Genomic DNA, 17,193 nt, shown 5'->3' with positions numbered 1-17,193 from the left:
CCCCCGCGGCTACGGACTGGGGTTCGGGACGACGAACTCGGTGGTGGTGCCGCCGAACTCGACGGTCGTGCCGTCGGCTTCCGCGACGGCCGGACCGAAGGTGTAGCTGTTCGGGGAGTCCGGCGCCCGGAGGATGTAGCTGAACGTCGTCGCCTCCGTGGTCGACGCGAACTCGATGGTGCCGGCCTCGCCGTCGACGGTGGCGCCGTCGGGGCTCTCGACCATCTCCCAGGACGGGGGGAACGAGTCGGTGACGGTCACTTCGCTGGCGCCGTCGAACGAGTCGAGCGTCACCTCGACCTCGTTGAGCATGCCGGCGCGGTGGACGGAGCCGTCGTCGGTGCGCGACCCCGACGCCGAGAGTGGTGTGTCGCCGCCACCGCCGCCCGAGGCGGGTCCGGCGCCGTACCGCGTCCCGTCGGCGTCCTCGGCCGTGGTGCGCACCTGCTGGAAGCCGAGCGCCGAGGTGAGAAGCAGGTAGCCGAGGAACGACGGCGCGTAGTCGACCAGCCCGAACGGGTGGAGGTTCTTCTGCGTTGCGGGCGGCAACAGCGACGAGATGACGTGGACGCCGGTGGCGCCGTCAGTCGTGATGGAGCCGGCGCTGACCCCGCCGCCGGTGGTGGCGGCGACGCTCGCCTCGCCGTCGGCCCCGGCGTCGGTGAACGCGCTCTCGGTCACCAGCCGCATCGGGAACTCGCCGGCGGCCGCGCCCTCGGAGCCGGGCGTGTAGCCGAGCGGCGGCGCCTTGAGCAGTTGCCCCTGGATGGGTCGCACGTCGGTCATCAGCCGGTGGTCGAGGTTCTTCGAGCCGACCTTCCCGAGCACGTACTCGGTGGTCGAGACGTCGTCGTCCGCGACGCCGGAGACGACCGTGTTGTCGAGTTCAGACAGGAGATTCACGCCCATGTCCGTCAACACGAGGTTGTTGCCCTCGTCGACGAACTCGTCGAGCGCGTCGACGTAGCCGTCGACCGTCTCGCCGGGCGCGGGACTGCTCGCGGGCCGGTAGCCGACGGGGCCGTCGCTCGCGCCGACGTAGCCGGCGTCGCCGTTCGCGCCGTAGTCGTGGATGACGACCGCGTGGTCGTAGTCGCCGAGCGCGCCGGCGGCCACGTCGTCGACGGTGACCGGTTCGACGACGCCCGGGTCGTCGGCCGGGATGGAGTCGGCGTAGTCTTCGAAGAAGCGGAACGGCGACACGTCGTAGGCGCGCTGGGCGTAGCCGACCGCCGGAACCGGGTCCGGGTTGGTGCCGGTCGCCGCGAGCGTGGCGAACTGCGTGTCGACGGCCGTCGCCTCCTCGGCGACGTTCGTCATCCGGAGGGTCCACTCGCCGGCCTCCGGCTCGGAGACGACGAACTCGGGGTGGCCACAGCACATCCCGCCGGCGCGCTCGTCGCCGACGGCCTCGAAGTCGGCCGCCACCGAGCCGTCGGGTGCGACCAGTTCCAGGTCGAGGAACGCCTGCTGGGTGTGGGGGTGGGCGTACAGCGAGTGGAGCCCCGACTCCTCGACGGTGTGGGTTGCCGTCAGCGTCTCGCCGGCCGACAGCGTCTCGCTCGTGACCGACTGGCCGAACACCTCGTCGGGGTCCGGTCCCTCGGGAACGCCGTCGCCGTCGAAGTCGAGCGTACCGGAGTGGCGACGGAGCGCGTCGTCCGCCGTGCCCACCTCGCCGGTGGTGACGTACGCGACCCGCTCGGGGTCGCTCTCCGTCGAGAACGTCTTCGTCGTCGCGGAGAACTCGTCGTCGGTGGTCGGCGTGTCGGAGTTCTGGACGGCGAACCGCGCGATGGTGCGGATGGCGGTACGGTAGCCCCGCACCTCCATGTCGAGCAGGGCGGGGTTGTAGACGTTCCCGCCGGTCATGTGCGAGAACGCCATCTCGAAGTCGAGCGTCGTCATCCCGAGGCCGCCGAGTTCCTCGGGGTGGGACATCCAGTCGAGCATCGCGCCGCTGACGTTGTAGCCGATGGTGTCGAAGATGCCGGCGTAGTCGAACGCCTCCTCGGGAAGGACGCCGAACAGCACGCCGAGCGTCTGGTCGCCCAGCACCTCTTGCTTGAGGTTGCCCGCCTCCTCCCAGACGGTGAGTTCCTCCTCCAGCACGTCGTCGATGACGCGGCACATCTCGTACGTCTCGTGCATCTCGCGGGTGTTGTACTGGTCCTGCGAGATGAGCCCGAGCACGAACTCGTTGAACACGGGGCCGCCGTGGAGGTCCGCACCGTAGTTGAGGTTCTCGTACTCGCGGAAGTGCTCGACCACCGCGAGCGCGTCGGGGACGTTGTCCTCCGTGATGCGGCCGCGCTCGTTGTTCTCGACCGTCTCCGGGTCGGCGGGGTAGTGGGTCGGGAGGATACAGCCGACGGCCGGATACTGGCGGTTCGTGTCGTATATCTCGGCGTTGCCGCGCTCGTACAGCGGTGCGGCCGGCACGCGGGGAGCCGTCTGTCCGCCGACGCTCGTCGCGCCCGGCCCGTTCGTCTGCCAGCCGGAGTCGTACTGCGGGTTGCGGACGGCCCAGCCGTCCGGGTTCGTGAAGCCGAAGATGAGGACGGCGTCGTCGAGCAGTTCGGTGACGGACTGCTTCGACTCGTCGGGGCCCCGCGCGAACTGGTCGTCGCGCGCGATGTTCTCGATGATGCGGGCGCCCGCCTCGGCGCCGGCGCGTTCGAGGCCGTGCAGCGAGCAGGAGTAGAACACCTTCTCCTTCTCCTCGAAGGTGGCCTCGCTGTCGTAGTTCGTCACCTCGGCCACCAGCATCTCCTTGGGGTCGTCGCGGCCGGTGACGTTGTTCAGGTGGCCGGGCGACTGTCCGTCGCCGGCCATCTGCTCGATGCGCACTCGGTTGGGGTAGCGCGCCTCCAGCTCGTCGAGGCCGTCCTTCAGCTGCTCGAAGCCGACGAAGTCGACGGAGCGTTCTGCCTCCGGGAACACGCCCAGCGGGTAGTAGCCGATGCGCCAGAACGGGTTCGAGCCGGGGGAGAACTGGAAGCTATCGGCGCTCGGCAGGTCCGCGACGGCGAGCGCCTGTCCGGTCGTCAGTTTACCGTACGCCGCCGGCTGGGGGTCGGTCGTCGTCAGTACGTCCGCGGCGACGGCCTCGTCCATCGAGGCCGGGCCTGCGGCGTCGGTGAACGTCACCAGCGTCGGTACCGAGTGGTCCGCAGGAGTGTGGTTCTGTACGTAGCGGTACTCCGCGTCGAACGCCTCGCTGTCGGCGTCCGCCGTCGCGTTTCCGGGCAGTGCAAGCGCCGCGCCGGCCGCAGTCGACAGGCGGGCGAAGTCGCGCCGGGAGATGGGTGTGTCGTCGAACGGGTTCATCGGGGATGTGCGGACTGGCGTCCGCGATACGTTCCAGCGTGGCACACTCCGTACAAAGGCTTCTGACAAGAGTGTCAAAAGGTGTCGTTCCCGCCTTCGATAGCGCAAAAACCGCAGGCTATAGCCGGCTTCCGACTACCCGCCCGGAGCCGGCTGAGTCCCCGACCTTCGGGCTCGCAACAGCTACATGACACGTTCCCCGACTCCCGCGTCGACCGGTGGCGAGAGATTCTTAACCGTCCTGGCCCAACTCCGGGTGTGGTACACGAGGTACTGGCTGGCCTCCCGGGGTGGCTGGTTCTCGGCGTCGCGCTGGGTCTGCTCGCCAGCGTCGTCTCCGCCGGGGTGTTCGCCGTCGGCATCCGGCTGTTCCCGACCCGGCGGCCCAACACCGCGGAGGTGGTCGACGGGGACGTCCGCCGGCGCACGGAGATTCGCCAGTATCTCACGGACATCGGGGAGGCGTTCGCGGAGGACCACTTCGTCGAGGGACAGGAGGTGGCCTTCTATCTCCCGAAACGCGACGTGGCCATCACGTTCGACGCCCGGGCGTACTACCGCATCCAGCGGTCGCCGACGTATCCCGTGCTGGTCGAACACGAGATGCCCGGCGTCAACCTCGGCTACCGCCTCCCGTTCGAGACGCCCGAAGTGACCCGCGAGGCGTCGGACGCCGACGCCGCCGTCGACGAACCGGACACCGACCCCCGCGACGCCGCGTTCTCGGTGCTCGGGCTCCCGTCGGGCGCCTCCGAGAGCGAGGTGAAGACGGCCTACCGCGAGAAGGTGAAGGAGGTCCACCCGGACCACGGCGGCGACACCGACGAGTTCCGCCGCGTCCGCGAGGCGTACACCACCGCCAAGGAGCACGCAAGCACATGAGAGTCACCATCACCGACGACGTCGTCGAACAGCTCGCGGACCTGCTGGAGCGGGAGGCGGTCGAGCAGCCCGTCAACTGGATGGGGATGCAGTTCGCCGCCCAGGACCACGGCCACGAGGTGCTGGCGACGTTCGTCTACGAGGCCGACGCCGCGACCTACTACGAGGCGCTACGGCGGGCGGCAAGACGAACCGAACGGGACGTGGAGTTGCCCTGAGCCCCGGCACGCATTTGTCCCGTCGCCGTCTACCGTCGGACATGGAGTTCACGCTCCGCGACCGGGCCGTCTACCTGCCCGACGCGGAGACGCTCGTCTGTTCGGACCTCCATCTCGGGAAGGACGCCGCATCGAACGTCGAACTCCCGCTCGGCGAGCACGACGACATCACCGACCGGTTCGACGCGCTCGTCGCGCGGTTCGCCCCCGCGACGGTCGTCGTCGCGGGCGACCTGCTCCACTCCTTTTCGTCGCTCCCGCGGGGCGTCCTGGAGAGCGTCCGGTCGCTGGAGCAGAGCGCCGAGGCCGCCGGTGCCCGCCTCGTCGTCACGCCCGGCAATCACGACACGATGCTCGGGCAGGTGTGGAAGGGGGCGACCGTCGAGGAACACCGGGCCGGCGACTGGGTCGTCACGCACGGTCACGAGCCCCCCGAGAGCGACGCCGCGGGCTACGTCGTCGGCCACGACCACCCCACCATCGCCATCGAGGGCCGGCGGCGGCCCTGCTATCTCTGGGGGGACGACGCCTATCGCGGCGCCGACGTGCTCGTGCTTCCGAGTTTCACGAAACTCGCGGCCGGCGTCGAGGTGAACGACCTGACTGCGGGCGAGTTCCAGACGCCGCTCGTGCGCGACGCCGACCTGTTCCGCCCGGTCGTCTGGGACGACGACGCCGCGGAACCCCTGGCGTTCCCGCCGCTCGGGGAGTTCAGGCGGATGTTATAGCTCCTCGACGGCCCCGGCGGCGACCCGCCCGGACTCCATCGCGCCCTGTATCGAGCACCAGCGGGTGTAGTCGCCCGCGAGCAGGACGTTGCCCTCCGGTGCGTCCGGGGCGGGTAGGTCCGCCCGGAACCCGGGGGGCTGCGGGAACTGCGCGAACTCGACGCGGTCGGTGTGCCGGAGTTCGAGTTCGTCGAAGCGGGCCTCCGGATACCAGGACTCGAGCGCCTCCCTGGCTTCCGTGGCGAGTTCGTCGTCGCTCTCCGTCTGCCGGCCGAGGAAGTTCGCCACCAGCAACTGCTCGCCGTCGGGTGCGTACGACGGCTGTGCCGACGAGGACGGCGACACCGTGTTCGGCCGGTCGTCCTCGCTGTTGAGGACGATGCGGCGGTCGGTTCGCAGCGACTGGTGGTCCGGGAGCGAGAAGTGGAGGGTGACACAGCCCTTCGCGTCCGTCGGCGTGTCGACGGCGGTCAACTCGCCGGCGGCCTTCGGGTCGGTGGCGACGATTGCGGCGTCGGCCTCGACCGTCTCGCCGCTGACCGCGAGCGTCGCGCCGTCGTCGTCCCCCTCGACCGCGGTCACGTTCGCCCCGAGTTCGACCGTCGCGCCGGCCGCGCGCGCCCGGTCGGCCAACTGCTCCGGGACGGCGCCCATCCCTCCGGCCGGAAGTGCGATTTTCCCCTCGGAGAGCATCTTGTACGTGTACTCGAAGACCGCCGCGGAGGTGGACAGCGAGCGGTCCAGCGTGATGCCGCCGTAGAAGGGGGCGACGAACCGTTCGACGTACGCCCGCGAGAAGCCGCGGTCCGCGAGATACGCCTCGATGGTCAGCCCGCTCGCCGGGCCATCGAGGATGGCGTCGGGGTCCCGTCCGGCCAGTTCGCGCTGAAGGCGGAACGTCGCCAGTTTGTCGCGGAACTGCACGTCCCGGTTGAGCAGGGTGTCGACCGCTAGCGCCGGCTCGCGGAGCGGGTCGGCCAGCGTCGAGCGGTGGTTCGGGCGGGCGAGCGTCGCGCCAGGGACGAACTGGCCGAGGTTGAGGGCGTCGAGGTCGAGTTCCCGCTGGACCGCCGGATACCCCGTGAACAGCACCTGAAACCCGCGGTCGAACACGTAGCCGTCTTCGCGGGTCGAGCGGACGCGCCCGCCCACCTCGTCGCGCTCCTCGTACACCGTCACGTCGTGGCCCGCCTCCGCGAGGCGGGCGGCGGCGACCAGCCCCGAGAGACCGGCACCCGCGATTGCGACGTCCATACGCCCGGTTCGGACGGCGGCCACAAAAGCCCGCCCGGAATGGACAGAGGTAACTCGCCGCTGGCCCAACCGCGGGTATGGAGACGACCGCGGCGTTCGCCGGCCTCACCTGCACGGACTGTGGCGAGACGTTCGACGCCGAGGACACACCGGGCCGGTGCCCGGACTGCGACGGCATCCTCGACCCCGACTACGACTACGACGCGCTCGACGTCACCCGGGAGACGCTCGCGGGCGAGGCGCCGGGGCTGTGGCGCTACGAGTCGCTGCTGCCGTTCCCGCGGTCGGCGGCGGTCACGATGGACGAGGGGGAAACGCCGCTCGTCGAGGCCCCGAGCCTCGCCGAGGAGCTCGGCGTCGAGGCCGTCTACATCAAAGACGAGGGGCGCAACCCCACGGGGACGTTCAAGGACCGCGGGCAGGCGCTCGCGGTCACCGCCGCCACCCTGCACGGCGCGACGGACGTGGCGCTGGCCACCGCGGGCAACGCGGGCCAGGCCGCAAGCGCCTACGCCGCCCGCGCCGGCCTCGACTCGCACGTGTTCGTCCCCTCGCGGGCCTCGTTCGTCAACAAGGCGATGATAAACGTCCACGGCGGCGACATGACCGTCGTGGAGGGCCGCCTCGGCGACGCGGGCGCCGCCTTCGAAGACGCGCTCGCGGAGCACGACGACTGGCATCCGGTCCAGACGTTCGTCACACCGTATCGGCACGAGGGGAAGAAGACGATGCTGTACGAGACGGTCGAGCAACTCGACTGGGAGGTACCCGACCACGTCGTCTACCCGACGGGCGGCGGCGTCGGCCTCGTCGGCATGCACAAGGCCGCCCGCGAACTCCGAGATCTGGGACTCACGGACGAGTTGCCGGCGATGTGGGCCGCCCAGTCCGAGGGCTGTGCTCCTATCGTCGAGGCGTTCGATGAGGGGAAGGAGATGCACGAGGCGTGGGAGTACCCCGACACCATCTGTGGCGGTATCGAGGTGGCCGACCCCGGCGCGTCGCCGCTCATCCTCGATGCGCTCCGCGAGTCCGGCGGCGGTGCGGTCGCCACCAGCGACGAGGACATCCTCGACTCGGCCGTGACCGTCGCGCAACACGAGGGCGTCGAGATGGGCGTCACCTGCGCGGCGGCGGCCTCCGGCGCGTGGGACCTCGCACAGGACGGCGCGTTCGACGCCGACGACACGGTCGTCCTGCTGAACACCGGCGCGGGGAGCAAGGACGCCGACGTGGTCCGCTCGCACCTGATGAGCAAGGGCATCTAGCCCCCACTTTTTGCATCTCGCTCGTCGCTCGCTCCGTTCGCGGATGCTGATTCACCGGCCGTGTCGAGACCTGTCACCACGCAACCGTTTTCTACCGACACCCCCACCACCCGGTAGTGCTGACCACGCTGACCACGCTGCTGGCGGGCGTCGTGTTCGGCCTCGCGCTGGCGGCGCCGCCGGGGCCGATGAACGCCATCATCGCCGAGGAGTCCGTCGTCCGGGGGTGGCTCGCCGGGTTCAAGGCCGGCCTCGGGGCCGCGACGGCCGACTTCGTGTTCTTCCTCCTGGCGTACGTCGGTCTCGTCGCCGTCGTCGCGGAGGTGACCGTCCTGAAGGGGACGATGGTGTTCGTCGGCGGCCTCCTGATGCTGTACTTCGCGTACGGCGCCGCGACGGACGCGCAGGCGACGTTCACCGACAGCGCCGACGTCGAGGAGGAGAGCAAGGGGTTCCGGAAGGCGTTCGTGCTGGCGCTCACCAACCCCTACCAGATACTGTTCTGGCTGACCGTCGGCGTCGGCCTGCTGGAACCCGGGAGCGTCGACGTGCTGTCGTACGCCAGCGACGCGCTGGCCGGCGCGCTGGTCGTCGAGACGGGGTCGCCCGCCCTGCTGGTGGGACTGTTCGGCGGCGTCGGTGTCTGGATAACCGGGTTCCCGGCGGCGCTGAACGCCGCTCGCCGCCGGATGGACGCGCTCGCTCCCGCCGTGGCGTACGCGTCGGCCGCGGTGCTCGCTGGGTTCGGCGTCTACTTCCTCTACGACGCGGTGGTCACTGTCGCCCCCGCTGTCCGCGAGGCGCTGGCGGCGCTCGCGTGACTACTCGAACTCGGCGTCCGGGTCGAGTTCGTCCATGTCGCTTATCTCCGATTCGAGCCACTCCTTGAACCACTTGACGCGCTTGATGCGCTGGTGGGCGATGGACTCGGCGGTGTCGCTGACGACGCGGGAGACGGCGTCCTCGCCGCGCTTGAGCACCCGGCCCACCATCTCGTTTGCGTCCATGTGGGTGCGGGCCTCGTACCCCATCCGAAGCAACATCAGCGTCGTCCCGTTGGCGCCGACCTTGTCCAGCAGGTCCGCCTCCATCAGACACCGCGCCTCCAGCGGTACGTCGTTCAGGTCGCCCTGATAGGAGTGGTCGCGCACGGCCTGACACACCTGCTCGATGAACGACTCGGGGTAGTCGCCGTGGGATTCGAGGAACTCGCGGGTGACGCGGGCGCCTTCCTCGGCGTGGACGTCCTGGTCGGCCTCGAGTTTGGCGATGTCGTGGAAGAGGGCGGCGACCCGAGTGACATCGACGTTCGCGCCCTCCTGTTCGGCGATTTCGGCCGCGAGTTCGGCCACGTTGAGGATGTGGTTGTAGCGGTACGCCGCCGAGTGCCACGGGTACCAGCGCATCCGACCGCCCTCCTCCTCGTTCTCGACGCTGGCCTCGAGGTAGTCGTGGACGAACTGCTTCATCTCCTCGAACTCTTCTTCCGACACGGGGTTCTCCCGGATTTCAACGCCCATGGGGACCACCACGAGAATCGCGTGCGTTAGTCATGTTACGGGAAAAAAGGTGTGTTCGTCTCTTTAGACTTACGACAGCCCCTAAATACGGTCGCCACCTCGGACCGACCGTGACCGAACCGCTGTACCTCGCGGCCGACCCGCCCCTGTTGTTCGAGGCCACCGTCGAGCGCGCGCTCGACGACCGGGTCGTCCTCGACCGGACGGGCTTTTACCCGGAAGGTGGGGGCCAACCGGCCGACCACGGCACGCTCACGGCTGGCGACCGCGAGTGGGACGTGACGGACGTACAGAAGCAGGACACCGTCTATCACCACCTCGCTGACCCGCCGGCCGAGGGAACCGCCGTCACCGGCCGCGTCGACCGGGAGCGCCGGCGCGCCCACAGTCGATATCACACCGCCCAGCACCTGCTGTCGGCGGTGCTTCTCGACGAGTACGACGCGCAGACGCGGGGGAACCAACTGTACGCCGACCGCGCGCGCATCGACGTGGAACACGAGGGGTTCACCGAGACCCATCTGGCGGACGTGGAGACCCGGATGAACGACCTCGTCGAGCGGGACTGTGACGTGCGGTGGTACACGATGGACCGCGAGCGTGCGGAGTCGGACCTCGACCCCGACCGGACACGCATCGACCTCCTGCCCGACTCCATCACCGAGTTGCGTATCGTCGAGATACGCGACGGCGACGACGTGTTCGACCGGACGGCCTGTGCGGGCACCCACGTCACCGCGACGGGCGAGATAGGGTCGGTGACCGTCGAGGGCCGCGAGACGGGCGGGAGCGGCCGCGAACGCATCCGGTTCACCATCGACTCGTGACCGTCACGGCCCCGCGCGGACGGGAACGACGCAGAGTCTCGTGACCCGCGAGAGCGCCGACGGCCGCCGTCTGGAGGGCCCCCCGGCCGACGGCTGGTCGCGTTCGTGTGGCAAGACGACCACGGTCCGTGTGCGTTCTGGTTCGACAGCTGATAGATGACGGCCGGGACGGTCGCTCGGACACGTGCGAGTGGTGGGCTCCCCCGCGCAGTTTTTTGAGGGGGCCCGACGTGTGTCCTCACATGGAGGTCAGAGAAGCCACGTCCGACGACGCCGACGCCATCCGGTCGGTCGCACGCTCGTCGATGCAGGCGTCCTACTCGTTGAGTCCGCAGGCAATCCGCGGAGCCGTCAAGTCGTGGTACGGCGACGAGGCACTCGCGGAGAAACTCGACGACGACGACCTCGTCGTGCGGGTCGCGGACATCGAAAACGAGGGTATCGTCGCCTTCTCGGAGAGCGCCCTGCTGGACGATTCGGGTGACATCCTCTGGCTCCACGTCGACCCGATGTTCCGGGGCGAGGGGCTCGGTGCCGACCTGTTCCAGGCGACTCGGGAGGCGCTCGCCGAGAAGGGGGTCGAAGAACTCCGGGGGCGCGTGCTCGCGGACAACGCGGAGGGCAACGAGTTCTACGAGCATTACGGGCTCCACAAGGTGAGCGAGGACACCGTCGAGATAGACGGCGAGGAGTACGTCGAAAACATCTACTCCGAGCGCGACCCCGAGGAGCCCCGCACGCTCACCCACGAGGGGGAGGAGTTGTACGTGTCGACGACGGACTCCGACCGCGGCTCGAAGGGGCCGTTCTACACCGTCTACACGGACGCAGACGGCGAGAACAAGTACGGCTTCTTCTGTGGCAACTGCGAGTCGCTCGTCACGTCGATGGACTCGATGGGGCGCATGGAGTGTGAGTCCTGCGGGAACGTCCGGAAACCGACCCGGTGGGACGCCGCCCACATGTGACTACGGGCGGCGAAGCGCCGACACCGTCACCGCCCACGCCAGTCCCGCCAGCCCCACGTCGCGGGCGACGACGTCGCCGAACTGTCCGGTGGCCACCCACACCGCCGCGAGATACGCGACCGTCGCCGACAGCGACGCGGCGGCGACGAACGCCGCGACCGCGGTGTAGCGGTCCAGCAGGATGGCGAGGCCGAAGGCGAGTTCCAGCCAGCCGTTCGCCAGCATGAACGTCGTCGGCGAGACGACCAGCAACGACTCGACGGGGTCGACGTACACCGTCCACGCGGCGGGGTCGAGCAGTTTGTGGACGCCCGCGAGCACGATAGCCAGCCCGAGCCCCCACCGCGCGATGACGCCCGGTGCCGGGGCTCTCGCGGCGGCGATGTCGACGTACCGGCTGACTGCTCCCACTGCCATACCAGCCGGATACACGGCCCCCCGTCAAAGCCTCTCCGGGGGGCGCAAAACTGGCTACGACTCCACCGCCTCGCGGAGCGCCCGCACCTCCGCGAGCACCGCGCGCCACTGGTCGACGCTCCCGGGTATCGCGTCGCCGCTCGACTGGTCGACGAGGCGTCGCACATCCGCCGGGTTCTCGATGCGGCGGAACGCGATGTCGTCGCCGCCCGCGATCTCGACGGTGACGGTGCCGTAGCCGAACACGCTCCCGAGGAGGTCCTGCGAGAACTGGGTGTTCTGGACGTTCGTCAGCGACGACTCGACGACCGACCGGCCGACGACGCCCGTCTTCGCGTACACCGCGCGGTCCGTGACGACGAACTCGGTGTTGCGGACCTGGAGGTAGCCGGCGACCGGTATCGCGAGCGCGACCGGCACGCCCACCATCGCCCACGAGGTCACGGCCCACGCGGCGTAGGCGACGCCCGCGAGGAGCGCGAGGCCGATGGCGACGGAGGGCAACGCCGTCGACAGCCGCGGACTCCCGGACCAGACTTCCTCCTCGCCGGCCTCGGGGGTGAACCAGTCGCGGGTCATTCCTCGACGGCCGCGCGGATGGCCCGCAGTTCCGTCAGTATCTCGTCGAGCACCGCCGCCTTGTCCTCGGGTGCGTCGTCGGCCCCGCCCTTCACGCGCTTGTTGATGAGTTCCTGGACGTCCTTCGGGTCGGGCACCGACCAGAACGACAGTTCGACCCCGGAGCCGCCGGCCGTCGATATCTCCACGTCGCCGTAGCCGAACCGCTGGCCGAAAAAGCCCTGCGAGTAGGAGATGTTCTGTATCTTCCCGAACTCGACGCGCTGGACGCTCCGCGAGAGCACCCCGCTCTTGTGGTACACCGCGTCCGTCGTGACGACGTACTCGGTGTTCTCGCGCTGGAGGTACGCGCCGACGATGATGAACAGGCCGACGACCAGTATCGACAGCGGGATGCCGATGACGAGCGCGGGCACCAGACTGCTGTCGTGTGGCTTGCCCGACCAGACGACCGACTCGTCGTCGTCGAGCGTCAGCCAGTCGAACGCGGGGACCGATTCGGGTTCGGCATCTGACATACGCGACCCGAGAGGCGGCGCCGTGAAGAACGTTACTCCGGGCGCTTCAGCGAGAGGGCGGTGCGGTCGAACTCGCAGACGAGGGTGTCGTCGCCGTCGTCTTCCACCTTGAACGCCTCGACGTGCATCTCGACGATGCCGCGCTCGCCGTCGCTGGTCTCTCGCTTGTCCGTCACGGTGGTCCGTGCGTACACGGTGTCGCCGTGGAACACCGGGTTCGGGTGCTCCACCGAGTCGTACGAGAGGTTGGCGACGATGGTGCCGTCCGTCGTGTCCGGGATGGTGAGGCCGACGGCCAAGGACATCGTGTAGAGACCGTTGACGAGGCGCTCGCCGAACTGCGTGTCCGCGGCGAAATCCGCGTCCAGATGCAGCGGTTGCTGGTTCATCGTCATGTCGCAGAACGCCTGGTTGTCCGACTCCGTCACCGTGCGCCGCTTCTCGTGGTCGATGGTCTCGCCCACCTCGAACTCCTCGTAGTAGCGTCCCGTCATGGCCGGGGCCTCGCGCCTCGGCGGCAAAAGCGTGCCGCAGTGGGCCGAATCGCCGCGTCGTGGGGATTGAAATCGCCGGCCGACGACTCCCGGGTATGGCGAGACGTAGCCTGCTGTTCGCGCCGGGCGACAAACCCGACCTGATGCGCAAGACACCCGACAGCGACCCCGACACGGTCGTGTTCGACCTCGAAGACGCCGTCGCACCCGGCGAGAAGGCGGCCGGCCGCGAGGCGGTCAACGGGGTGCTGTCGGACCCCGCGTTCGACCCCAACTGTGAGGTGTGCGTGCGGGTGAACCCGGACCCTGCCGTCGCGGACGACGACCTGAAGGGCGCACTCGCTGGCGACGCGACGGTCGATTCGGTGATGCTCCCGAAGACCGAATCCGCCGACGACGTGGCGACGCTCGCGGCCCTGCTCGACGAGCGGGACGTCGACGTGCCGGTCATTGCGCTGTGTGAGTCGGCCGCCGGCGTGCTCCGGGCGGAGGCCATCGCCGCGTCCGACCCCGTCGAGGCTGTCGCGTTCGGCGCGGAGGACCTGTCGGCGGACGTGGGCGCGACCCGAACCGCGGAGGGGACGGAGGTGCTGTACGCCCGCGAACACGTCGTGCTGGCGGCGGCCGCCGCCGATGTCGCGGCCATCGACACCGTGTTCACCGACATCGAGAACACCGACGGTCTGCGCGAGGACACCGCGTTCGCGCTCGAACTCGGCTACGACGGGAAGATGTGCATCCATCCGGCGCAGGTGGGCGTGGTCAACGACGCGTTCACTCCCGACGAGGAGCGCATCGCGTGGGCGCGGCGAGTGCTGGATGCGGCCGCGGAAGCCGAACGCGAGTCGACGGGCGTGTTCCGCGTCGACGGCGAGATGGTGGACGCGCCGCTTGTCGCCCAGGCCGAGCAGGTGCGCGAGCGGGCCCGTGCCGCCGGCGTCTGGGAGCGTGGTAGTTAACCACGTAAGGACTCGCTAAACGTCATCCCTTGGTATAACTCCGACACGCTTTTGCGGCGACCAATCGACGTCCCGGCCATGTCGGAGGACGTGAACCCGTTCGAGAGCCTACAGGAACAGATCGACGACGCGGCCGGCTATCTCGACGTCTCGGAGGACGTCCTCACCCGACTGAAGCATCCGGAGCGGGTGCTCGAGACGAACCTGACCATCGAGATGGACGACGGCTCGCTGGAGACGTTCCCGGCCTACCGCTCGCAGTTCAACGGCGACCGCGGCCCGTACAAGGGCGGCATCCGCTACCACCCGGGGGTCGACCGCGACGAGGTGAAGGCGCTCTCGGGGTGGATGGTGTACAAGTGTGCGACCGTCGACATCCCGTACGGCGGCGGGAAGGGTGGCATCGTCGTCGACCCCCGAGAGCTGTCGGACGGCGAACTCGAGCGGCTCACCCGCGCGTTCGCGGAGGAGCTCCGGCCCATCATCGGCGAGGACCGCGACATCCCCGCACCGGACGTCAACACCGGCCAGCGGGAGATGAACTGGATAAAAGACACCTACGAGACGCTGGAGAACACGACGGCGCCGGGGGTCATCACGGGGAAGGCCATCGAGTCCGGGGGTAGCGAGGGGCGCGTCGAGGCCACCGGCCGGTCGACGATGCTCACCGCCCGCGAGGCGTTCGACTACCTCGGGCGAGACATCGGGGACGCCACGGTCGCGGTCCAGGGGTACGGCAACGCCGGCTCCGTCGCCGCTCGCCTGCTGGAGCAGGAACTCGGCGCGAGCGTCGTCGCCGTCTCGGACTCCTCGGGCGCGGTGCACGACCCCGACGGGCTGGACACGGCGGCCGTCAAGGAGTTCAAGCGCGAGACGGGGTCGGTCACCGGCTACGAGGACGCGACCGAGGAGCTGAGCAACGAGGAGCTCCTGACGATGGACGTCGACCTCCTCGTCCCGGCGGCGCTGGAGAACGCCATCGACGGCGACCTCGCACGGGACGTCGAGGCGGACGTCATCGTGGAGGCGGCAAACGGGCCGCTCACGCCTGAGGCCGACGACGTACTCACCGAGCGGGACGTACACGTGTTCCCGGACATCCTCGCCAACGCGGGCGGCGTCACAGTCTCTTACTTCGAGTGGGTCCAGAACCGCCAGCGGTTCTACTGGCCGGAGTCCCGCGTCAACGACGAACTCGAACGCCACGTCGTCGACGCGTTCGAGGGGCTGGTCGACGCCTACGAGTCGAACGACCTGCCGAACTTCCGGACCGCGGCGTACGTCGTCGCCATCCGACGCGTCGTCGACGCCTACGAGGAAGCCGGCACCTGGCCCTGAAGGCTCAAACAGGGACTGCCGTCTCCGGAAGGATTGTTGTCCGTCGTCCGGACCCCCTGTTCGATGCCCGACCTCCGCGCTCGCCTGCGCGAGGACCGCCTCGTGGCCGCCGTCGCCGCGCTCACGCTCGTCGCCCTCCTCGCGCGGGTCGTCCTCCTCGGTTCCCGCGTCGCTCACTTCGACGAGGGCCGCGTCGCCTACTGGACCCTCCAGTTCTTCGAGACCGGGTCCGTCAGATACCGCTACATCATCCACGGACCGTTCGCACAACACGTCGGTCGCCTCGCGTTCGCGTCGCTCGGCCCCTCGGACTTCGCGGCGCGTCTCCCCGTGGCGCTGGTCGGCGGACTGTTGCCGCTGTCGGCACTCCTGTTCCGCGACCACCTCCGGGACGTCGAGGTGGCCGGCGTCGCCGCGTTCCTCGCGGTGAATCCGGTACTCGTCTACTACTCCCGGTTCTATCGCTCGACGGTGCTGACCGCGGCGTTCTGCTTCGTCGCGTTCGGCCTGCTCGTCCGCGCGTGGGACCGTCGGGACGGCCGGTACGTCCTCGCGGCGGCGCTGTTCTGGGGGCTCGGGTTCGCCGCCAAGGAGAGTGCGGTCGTCTACCTGCTCTGTTGGGCCGGCGCGGCCGCCCTCCTCGTGGACCACCGGCTGTTCCGGCCCGGCGCCGACGACACCGGCGTCGACTGGCTCCGGGACTGGTTGCGAGCGGCGGACTCCGCCCTCGACGCCGCGACTCTCGCGCGGGCCGCCGGGACGGCGCTCGGGGCGGTACTCGTGGCCGGCGCGGTCACGCTGTTCTTCTACGCGCCCCGTGGCCCCGCCGACGGCGTCGGCTTCTGGGCAGCGGTGTCCCACCCGTGGCGACTCCCGGGGCTCGTCGGCAGCGTCGCTGGCGACATCGCCGTCGGCCGGAGCTACTGGTCCGGCCACTCCCTCGTCGGAAAACTGCTCCGCGGCGTCGTCGACGGCCCGCTGTTCGTCCAGAAACTCCGGGGCCGCATCGGGGGGTTCGTCGCCGTCGCAACGACCTACGCCGCGCCGTTGCTGTCGCTGTCGCTCGTCGGCTTCGTCCACGAGCGGTACGCGCGCGCCGACTCCCGGCCGCTGGTGATGGCGACGGCCTACTGGGGGGCCGTCTCGGTTCCCGGCTACATGGTCGGGGCGGACATCAACGCCGCGTGGGTGTACGTCAACGCGTTCGTGCCGCTGGCGGTGCCCGCCGCGGTTGGGCTGGGTCTCGTCGTGACCGCCGGGCGCGACGCGCTGGCGACGGACGACCGGGTGAGCGTCGGGGCCGTCGCGATACTGCTGGCCGTCCTCGTCGGCTGGACGGCCGTCGCGGGCGTCTCCGGCGTCTATCTCCAGCCGACGTCGCCCGACAACAGCCTCGTCCAGTACGCGCAACCGGAGGCCGACACCCGGGCCGCGATGGATGCGGTGGCCGCCGCGGACGGCGGCGACGCGGACGTGCTCGTCTACGGCGTCGACTCGTTCGCACCCGCGAACAAGCAGTTCGTCGATATGCGGTCCAGTGGACGCGAGCCGGCCTGTGTCGCGTGGTTCTCTACCTTGCCGCTCGGCTGGTACACGGAGACACACGACGCGTCCGTCGCCTGCGCGAACGCCAGCACTGGACTGCCCGACGACTCGCCGCCGGTCGTCGTCGCCAAGGGGAAATGTAGCCTCGCCCGGACGGTCGACTGCCGGGCGACCCCCGGGGCCATCCGTGGCCCGCCCGGGGTGACATCGTTGTCCGACTCCTACGAGCGGCAGGGCGTGTTCCTGCGGACGACTGGCCGGGTGGCCGTCGTCTACGTCGAGGAGTCGGGTAGCTGACCCTGCTATCCCAAACGACCGCTGTACAGACCAGAAGGGTTCTTATCCTCC

16 protein-coding genes and 1 pseudogene are annotated in these 17,193 nt (G+C 69.6%); 10 read left to right on the top strand and 7 right to left on the bottom strand.

Features of this window, described 5'->3' with window-relative positions; translation table 11 throughout:
• Positions 1 to 9: 9 nt before the first annotated feature.
• Positions 10 to 3,330, bottom strand: a complete 3,321-nt coding sequence (locus NL112_RS19260; protein ID WP_255150471.1) for a M14 family zinc carboxypeptidase — start codon at positions 3,328 to 3,330, stop codon at positions 10 to 12.
• 258 nt (positions 3,331 to 3,588) lie between these two features.
• Between NL112_RS19260 and NL112_RS19255 the strand changes: the two genes are divergently transcribed.
• Genes NL112_RS19255 through NL112_RS19245 form a run of 3 tightly spaced genes read left to right on the top strand, consistent with a single transcriptional unit; the run spans position 3,589 to position 5,158 of the window.
• Positions 3,589 to 4,212, top strand: a complete 624-nt coding sequence (locus tag NL112_RS19255; protein ID WP_255150470.1) for a J domain-containing protein — start codon at positions 3,589 to 3,591, stop codon at positions 4,210 to 4,212.
• A complete protein-coding gene (locus tag NL112_RS19250; RefSeq protein ID WP_255150469.1) occupies positions 4,209 to 4,430 on the top strand; it encodes a hypothetical protein in 222 nt (73 codons plus the stop codon). The genes NL112_RS19255 and NL112_RS19250 overlap by 4 nt, the downstream gene beginning before the upstream one ends.
• Before the next feature lie 41 nt (positions 4,431 to 4,471).
• Positions 4,472 to 5,158 (top strand): metallophosphoesterase, encoded by a 687-nt coding sequence (locus NL112_RS19245; protein ID WP_255150468.1) that lies wholly within the window; start codon positions 4,472 to 4,474, stop codon positions 5,156 to 5,158.
• On the opposite strand, the gene NL112_RS19240 is transcribed toward NL112_RS19245, so the two are convergent.
• Positions 5,153 to 6,412, bottom strand: a complete 1,260-nt coding sequence (locus tag NL112_RS19240; RefSeq protein WP_255150467.1) for an NAD(P)/FAD-dependent oxidoreductase — start codon at positions 6,410 to 6,412, stop codon at positions 5,153 to 5,155. The two genes, NL112_RS19245 and NL112_RS19240, sit on opposite strands and share 6 nt — an antisense overlap.
• Before the next feature lie 77 nt (positions 6,413 to 6,489).
• Between NL112_RS19240 and NL112_RS19235 the strand changes: the two genes are divergently transcribed.
• Positions 6,490 to 7,680, top strand: a complete 1,191-nt coding sequence (locus tag NL112_RS19235; RefSeq protein WP_255150466.1) for a threonine synthase — start codon at positions 6,490 to 6,492, stop codon at positions 7,678 to 7,680.
• Between the two features lie 119 nt (positions 7,681 to 7,799).
• Positions 7,800 to 8,501 (top strand): LysE family translocator, encoded by a 702-nt coding sequence (locus tag NL112_RS19230; protein ID WP_350356182.1) that lies wholly within the window; start codon positions 7,800 to 7,802, stop codon positions 8,499 to 8,501.
• On the opposite strand, the gene NL112_RS19225 is transcribed toward NL112_RS19230, so the two are convergent.
• Positions 8,502 to 9,200, bottom strand: a complete 699-nt coding sequence (locus NL112_RS19225) for an HD domain-containing protein (protein WP_255150464.1) — start codon at positions 9,198 to 9,200, stop codon at positions 8,502 to 8,504.
• Positions 9,201 to 9,310: 110 nt separating this feature from the next.
• Here NL112_RS19225 and NL112_RS19220 point away from each other — a divergent pair, with 110 nt between their 5' ends.
• The gene (locus NL112_RS19220; protein ID WP_255150463.1) at positions 9,311 to 10,027 is read left to right on the top strand and encodes an alanyl-tRNA editing protein; all 717 of its coding nucleotides are present in this window, start codon (positions 9,311 to 9,313) and stop codon (positions 10,025 to 10,027) included.
• A 242-nt stretch (positions 10,028 to 10,269) separates the two neighbouring features.
• Entirely contained in the window at positions 10,270 to 10,995 is a 726-nt protein-coding gene (locus NL112_RS19215) for a GNAT family N-acetyltransferase (protein WP_255150462.1), read from the top strand.
• On the opposite strand, the gene NL112_RS19210 is transcribed toward NL112_RS19215, so the two are convergent.
• From NL112_RS19210 to NL112_RS19195, 4 genes and pseudogenes are all read right to left on the bottom strand, one after another.
• The gene (locus NL112_RS19210; protein ID WP_255150461.1) at positions 10,996 to 11,412 is read right to left on the bottom strand and encodes a DoxX family membrane protein; all 417 of its coding nucleotides are present in this window, start codon (positions 11,410 to 11,412) and stop codon (positions 10,996 to 10,998) included. It lies immediately after the preceding gene.
• Between the two features lie 54 nt (positions 11,413 to 11,466).
• On the bottom strand, positions 11,467 to 11,991 hold the full coding sequence (locus NL112_RS19205; RefSeq protein WP_255150460.1) for a PH domain-containing protein: 525 nt from the start codon (positions 11,989 to 11,991) through the stop codon (positions 11,467 to 11,469).
• Between the two features lie 2 nt (positions 11,992 to 11,993).
• Positions 11,994 to 12,509: pseudogene (locus tag NL112_RS19200) on the bottom strand (PH domain-containing protein); the annotation flags it as partial.
• A gap of 32 nt (positions 12,510 to 12,541) precedes the next feature.
• On the bottom strand, positions 12,542 to 13,003 hold the full coding sequence (locus tag NL112_RS19195) for a MaoC family dehydratase (RefSeq protein ID WP_255150458.1): 462 nt from the start codon (positions 13,001 to 13,003) through the stop codon (positions 12,542 to 12,544).
• Between the two features lie 95 nt (positions 13,004 to 13,098).
• Here NL112_RS19195 and NL112_RS19190 point away from each other — a divergent pair, with 95 nt between their 5' ends.
• The 3 genes from NL112_RS19190 to NL112_RS19180 all read left to right on the top strand — a co-directional run bounded on the left by NL112_RS19190 (position 13,099) and on the right by NL112_RS19180 (position 17,142).
• Positions 13,099 to 13,962 (top strand): HpcH/HpaI aldolase/citrate lyase family protein, encoded by an 864-nt coding sequence (locus tag NL112_RS19190; protein WP_255150457.1) that lies wholly within the window; start codon positions 13,099 to 13,101, stop codon positions 13,960 to 13,962.
• A gap of 78 nt (positions 13,963 to 14,040) precedes the next feature.
• On the top strand, positions 14,041 to 15,300 hold the full coding sequence (locus tag NL112_RS19185; RefSeq protein WP_255150456.1) for a Glu/Leu/Phe/Val family dehydrogenase: 1,260 nt from the start codon (positions 14,041 to 14,043) through the stop codon (positions 15,298 to 15,300).
• Between the two features lie 63 nt (positions 15,301 to 15,363).
• Positions 15,364 to 17,142, top strand: a complete 1,779-nt coding sequence (locus tag NL112_RS19180) for a flippase activity-associated protein Agl23 (RefSeq protein WP_255150455.1) — start codon at positions 15,364 to 15,366, stop codon at positions 17,140 to 17,142.
• The last annotated feature ends 51 nt before the right edge of the window (positions 17,143 to 17,193 follow it).

Source organism: Halorarius halobius (assembly GCF_024298865.1).
Classification (GTDB): Archaea; Halobacteriota; Halobacteria; order Halobacteriales; family Haloarculaceae; genus Halorarius; species Halorarius halobius.
Note: the sequence above shows the minus strand (reverse complement) of the source record. Positions and strands in the feature narration are given on the sequence as shown.

Excerpts from the sequence above, each read along its gene's own strand:
- NL112_RS19260 (WP_255150471.1), bottom strand. The coding sequence starts at position 3,330 with ATGAACCCGTTCGACGACACACCCATCTCCCGGCGCGACTTCGCCCGC.
- NL112_RS19250 (WP_255150469.1), top strand. The coding sequence starts at position 4,209 with ATGAGAGTCACCATCACCGACGACGTCGTCGAACAGCTCGCGGACCTG.
- NL112_RS19245 (WP_255150468.1), top strand. The coding sequence starts at position 4,472 with ATGGAGTTCACGCTCCGCGACCGGGCCGTCTACCTGCCCGACGCGGAG.
- NL112_RS19240 (WP_255150467.1), bottom strand. The coding sequence starts at position 6,412 with ATGGACGTCGCAATCGCGGGTGCCGGTCTCTCGGGGCTGGTCGCCGCC.
- NL112_RS19235 (WP_255150466.1), top strand. The coding sequence starts at position 6,490 with ATGGAGACGACCGCGGCGTTCGCCGGCCTCACCTGCACGGACTGTGGC.
- NL112_RS19225 (WP_255150464.1), bottom strand. The coding sequence starts at position 9,200 with ATGGGCGTTGAAATCCGGGAGAACCCCGTGTCGGAAGAAGAGTTCGAG.
- NL112_RS19215 (WP_255150462.1), top strand. The coding sequence starts at position 10,270 with ATGGAGGTCAGAGAAGCCACGTCCGACGACGCCGACGCCATCCGGTCG.
- NL112_RS19210 (WP_255150461.1), bottom strand. The coding sequence starts at position 11,412 with ATGGCAGTGGGAGCAGTCAGCCGGTACGTCGACATCGCCGCCGCGAGA.
- NL112_RS19205 (WP_255150460.1), bottom strand. The coding sequence starts at position 11,991 with ATGACCCGCGACTGGTTCACCCCCGAGGCCGGCGAGGAGGAAGTCTGG.
- NL112_RS19195 (WP_255150458.1), bottom strand. The coding sequence starts at position 13,003 with ATGACGGGACGCTACTACGAGGAGTTCGAGGTGGGCGAGACCATCGAC.
- NL112_RS19190 (WP_255150457.1), top strand. The coding sequence starts at position 13,099 with ATGGCGAGACGTAGCCTGCTGTTCGCGCCGGGCGACAAACCCGACCTG.
- NL112_RS19185 (WP_255150456.1), top strand. The coding sequence starts at position 14,041 with ATGTCGGAGGACGTGAACCCGTTCGAGAGCCTACAGGAACAGATCGAC.
- NL112_RS19180 (WP_255150455.1), top strand. The coding sequence starts at position 15,364 with ATGCCCGACCTCCGCGCTCGCCTGCGCGAGGACCGCCTCGTGGCCGCC.